2 protein-coding genes are annotated in these 3,885 nt (G+C 27.3%); both read right to left on the reverse strand.

The genetic code is table 11. From position 1 onward, the window contains the following. Positions 1-199 precede the first annotated feature (199 nt). Positions 200-967 carry an ABC transporter ATP-binding protein gene (locus KGF50_RS20655; RefSeq protein ID WP_227849797.1) on the reverse strand — a complete coding sequence of 256 codons (768 nt, stop codon included), beginning with the start codon at positions 965-967 and terminating at the stop codon, positions 200-202. Positions 968-977: 10 nt separating this feature from the next. Beyond that, on the reverse strand, positions 978-3,311 hold the full coding sequence (locus KGF50_RS20660; protein WP_227849798.1) for an FtsX-like permease family protein: 2,334 nt from the start codon (positions 3,309-3,311) through the stop codon (positions 978-980). Between the last annotated feature and the right edge of the window lie 574 nt (positions 3,312-3,885).

The following is a 3,885-nucleotide window of genomic DNA, read 5'->3' on the forward strand; positions in this document are numbered from 1 at the left end:
ATATATATGTGAAGTAAATAGTTTAATAAAATATTGTATATCTTAATTTAGATATATGAAAAATTTTTTATAAAATAATTAAGGCTTTAAAAAGTTATACTTATATCACTTTCTAGAGCCTCTAATAATAGATTTCTTTACTCATAACTATTTTGAATTTATAATACTAGTAACATCTGTTTTATTTATACTAATATTTCTAAAAACCTAATTCTAATAACCAGTTTGTAAGTTTGCTTTCTCTTTCTTTTAAATTGTCATTCCATTCATTAAACTTTCCTAATATAATTTCTCCAATGATTACACCATCAGACATAAATACTACTCGTTCTGTTTTTGCTGCAACTTTGGCATCATGAGTTACAAGCATAATGGTTGTACCAGAATTGTTGATATCTAAAAGAATGTCCATCACTTCATTTGTTACTTTAGAATTAAGTGCACCTGTTGGTTCATCTCCAAATAAGATTTCTGGAGTATTAATTAAAGCACGACATATAGCTGCTCTTTGAAGCTGACCACCAGAAACCTGAGTAATATCTTTATCTTTGATTTCTGAAATATTTGTTTTCTCCATAAGTATTTTTGCTCGCTCATTAATTATTTGGCGGCTTTCTCCCTTTCTCAAATAGGCGGAAAGGACTATATTGTCAAAAATATTTAAATTTTTTAGTAAATTACTTTGTTGAAAGATAAATCCCATTTTTTTTAATCGTATCTTAGATAATTCTTCCTCAGACATATTAGAAATCATTTTTCCGCAGAATGTAATATTTCCAGATGTGAGTTTATCCATACCACTTAAATTATAAAGTAAAGTTGTTTTTCCTGAGCCAGAAGCTCCCATAACAGATACAAATTCTCCATGTTGAATGGTTAAATCAATTCCTTTTAAAACTTGATGTATATTCTCTTTGCTGATGACATATTCTTTACTAATTTTTTTAGCCTTTATAATATTATTCATAATATACCTCTTATTCTATGATAGACATAATTTTTATTTTTTTGATTGTCATGCTGATTGCTGTGATAGCAACAGATACAGTTATAATTAAAGTTATTGGACAAATTATATATACAATTAGTGGATTTGTTATAAATTGTAAATTGGATATACCAGAAAGAAGTAGACCTGCTATTTTCTGACCAATTGTATTTGATGCAATAATTCCTAAAATAATTCCAACTGTAAGCACTAATAATGCTCTTACAATATATTGAGTTCGTATATTTTTGGTAGAAAATCCTAAACTAAGCATAATTGCAATTTGTGATGTATCTTTAGCAATCAGCATTTTGAAAAACATTGCTGTAATAAATCCAGAAATGGAAACAGATAGAATAACAGCTAGCGTTATAACAAGTCTTAATTGGCTAATAACAGAGCCTAATGTCTGACTTACATAATCATCCATATTTGTAACTTTAGCAGGATAACAATTCATTCTATACTGATCTAATTTATCTGTTAAATTAACTCCAGGTTTCATATTTAAATTTATGATATACCATAAAATTGTATCTCTTTTGCAAGGTAGCATCGCTTTTGCAGTCTTACCACCATATGTAACATCTTGATAAATGCCACTAACAGTGAGAATTAGTTCATTATCTTCTTCTGAAAAAATGGATACATTATCTCCAACACTTTTCCCTAATTCATCAGAATTTATAACAGACAGAGCAATCTCATTTTCATTTGTTGGTGCAGAACCCTTTACATATTCAAGTGGAAAAGTTGAGAAATCTCCATTTTCTATTTTCATATTTTCTATCGTCCCATCTGGGTTCACTATCTTATAAGAACTCGTTATAAAGGAAGCATACTTTTCAATATCATTGTCACTTTCAATAACCTTCAATATAGAATCAAGGTGGTTTTGAGTTTCACTTGTCTGTTGTAAATCAATGCGAATATCACTTTGACCAGCTCCCATATAAGTAATAAATTCTGGAGACTGAATAGTATTTAGAAAATTAAGTGGTACAATCATAAGAAAGATGCAGACGGCATAAACAAAGCAGAGTAAGCTATAAATGGTAAATCTTCCAGTTACTTCATTTAATCCTAAAAAGAAATTAACATTTGTTATTTTACTTTTGTATAGTTTTATATTATATCTGTTTCGTTTAGTGGTCATTGAGGTACCTGTTTTTAATGCTTCTACTGCTGATATTTTATTAAATCTTTTTAGTATTAGATTACAAAAGAATATAACTGCTATAAATACAATAACTGAGCCAATTAATGGAATAAAAACACTAAAAGCACTTTTTTCTACTGTGCCCATATAAAGATTGATATTTTCTGTAAAAAAAGTTCCAATAAATAATGAGGTTATATAACCAAAAAAACTTGCTAAAGCTGTAATCAATAGATATTTTGCAAGATACAGTTTTCGAATATTAGCACTTTGGATACCAATTGCTTTCATAACACCAATTTCACGATAATCTTCCTCAATAGTTGCAATTAATGTAAATCGTAAGCATAAAGTAGAAATTATAATAAGGAGAACGCTAATTAAGATAATAATTGCAACTACAATTCCATCAGATAATGCATTTAACACTTGATAAAGAGAATAAGTTATTGATGTTCCTGTTTGTGGAAGATTAGTTGATTGATATAACATTTCAAATTCACTAATTTTATTTATATCATTTAATAGAAACTCAATCAGGTACTCACTTTCACCCAAGTTAGCATATAAAGTATTCCAATCACCATCGCTGATTAAGAAACGCTTTGAAGTAACAAGGGAAGGGTTCATTTGTACATCACGTACAAAATCTTTTATTGTAAATTCCATGAAGAAATCACCATTGACTATTTGTATCTTATCTCCAATATTTAAATTATTTTGTTTCATGTAATAGACAGGAACCCCTATTTCTCCATTTTCTACTTGAAATATCTCATTATCCATGTTTAATAAAAAATCGAACTTACTATTTTGCCTCACAAAACTATTTTCTAAAACACTATCAGTTTGGCTTTTTTTCTCATTTCCTAGAAAAATATTCCTTCCATTGATATTTATAAGTTCAACAGTTTGTTGTTCTTTTACAGACGGAGTTGAAGCTGTAAATTCATTGATTGAGTTCTGGTTTAATTCTCCAGAATACATTTGAACATAGTGAGGTGCACGAGATTGTCTAAACAAGGAAGCCATAGAACTAGTAAGTTCCATAATAATATTTGTAGCACTAGATACTAACATAGCTGCCAGTAAAATGAATATGAATAAGGCGACTGTTACTACTTTATTTCTTGCTAAATCTTTTTGTAATATTCTTTTTAACATATTTTATCCTCGTTTCTTAAAAATTTTTGAAAATTAAAAATAGCATAAGTATATCAGTGTAAATAACTGAAGTAAGTAAAGCAAGTTGAATATAAAAAAACTCAAGTAAAGGTATCATAAGTGATTTTTTATTGATGTTATATATTGAGAAGAGATAACAATAATTACCACTATTTTTATCAAAATTTATATTAGGTAGCTTTTATGTACTTTCTTAATCACCTTTCTTAATTACATAAATATATATAACTGGTTATAATCATATTTTATCTTTAGACTGACCGTCGGTTTATATCAATAATACAGTTATATACTTCTTTTGTCAAGTAAGCTTTAAAAAAATTTATGATACCTAAATGGTGTTCAAGAATCAAAAAAAGAGATATTGAGGTATGAGAACTTATATGAATACACATAAAGTTTTTGATTTATATATTTATTTGTAAAAGTTACTGTATTAAAAATATAAGAATTTATGAATTTGTCTTTGTATCTTCATATTTTTATTATATAAAAAAGTTTGTTATAAAAAATTATATGTTAGGTAAATTACTATTTTATAGATGACTTATAG

Origin of the sequence: Clostridioides sp. ZZV15-6598, assembly GCF_020657705.1 — a bacterium.
GTDB classification, from domain to species: domain Bacteria; phylum Bacillota; class Clostridia; order Peptostreptococcales; family Peptostreptococcaceae; genus Clostridioides; species Clostridioides difficile_F.

Bases quoted from the DNA above. Each gene is read 5' to 3' on its own strand.
- KGF50_RS20655 (WP_227849797.1), bottom strand. From the start codon at position 967: ATGAATAATATTATAAAGGCTAAAAAAATTAGTAAAGAATATGTCATC.
- KGF50_RS20660 (WP_227849798.1), bottom strand. From the start codon at position 3,311: ATGTTAAAAAGAATATTACAAAAAGATTTAGCAAGAAATAAAGTAGTA.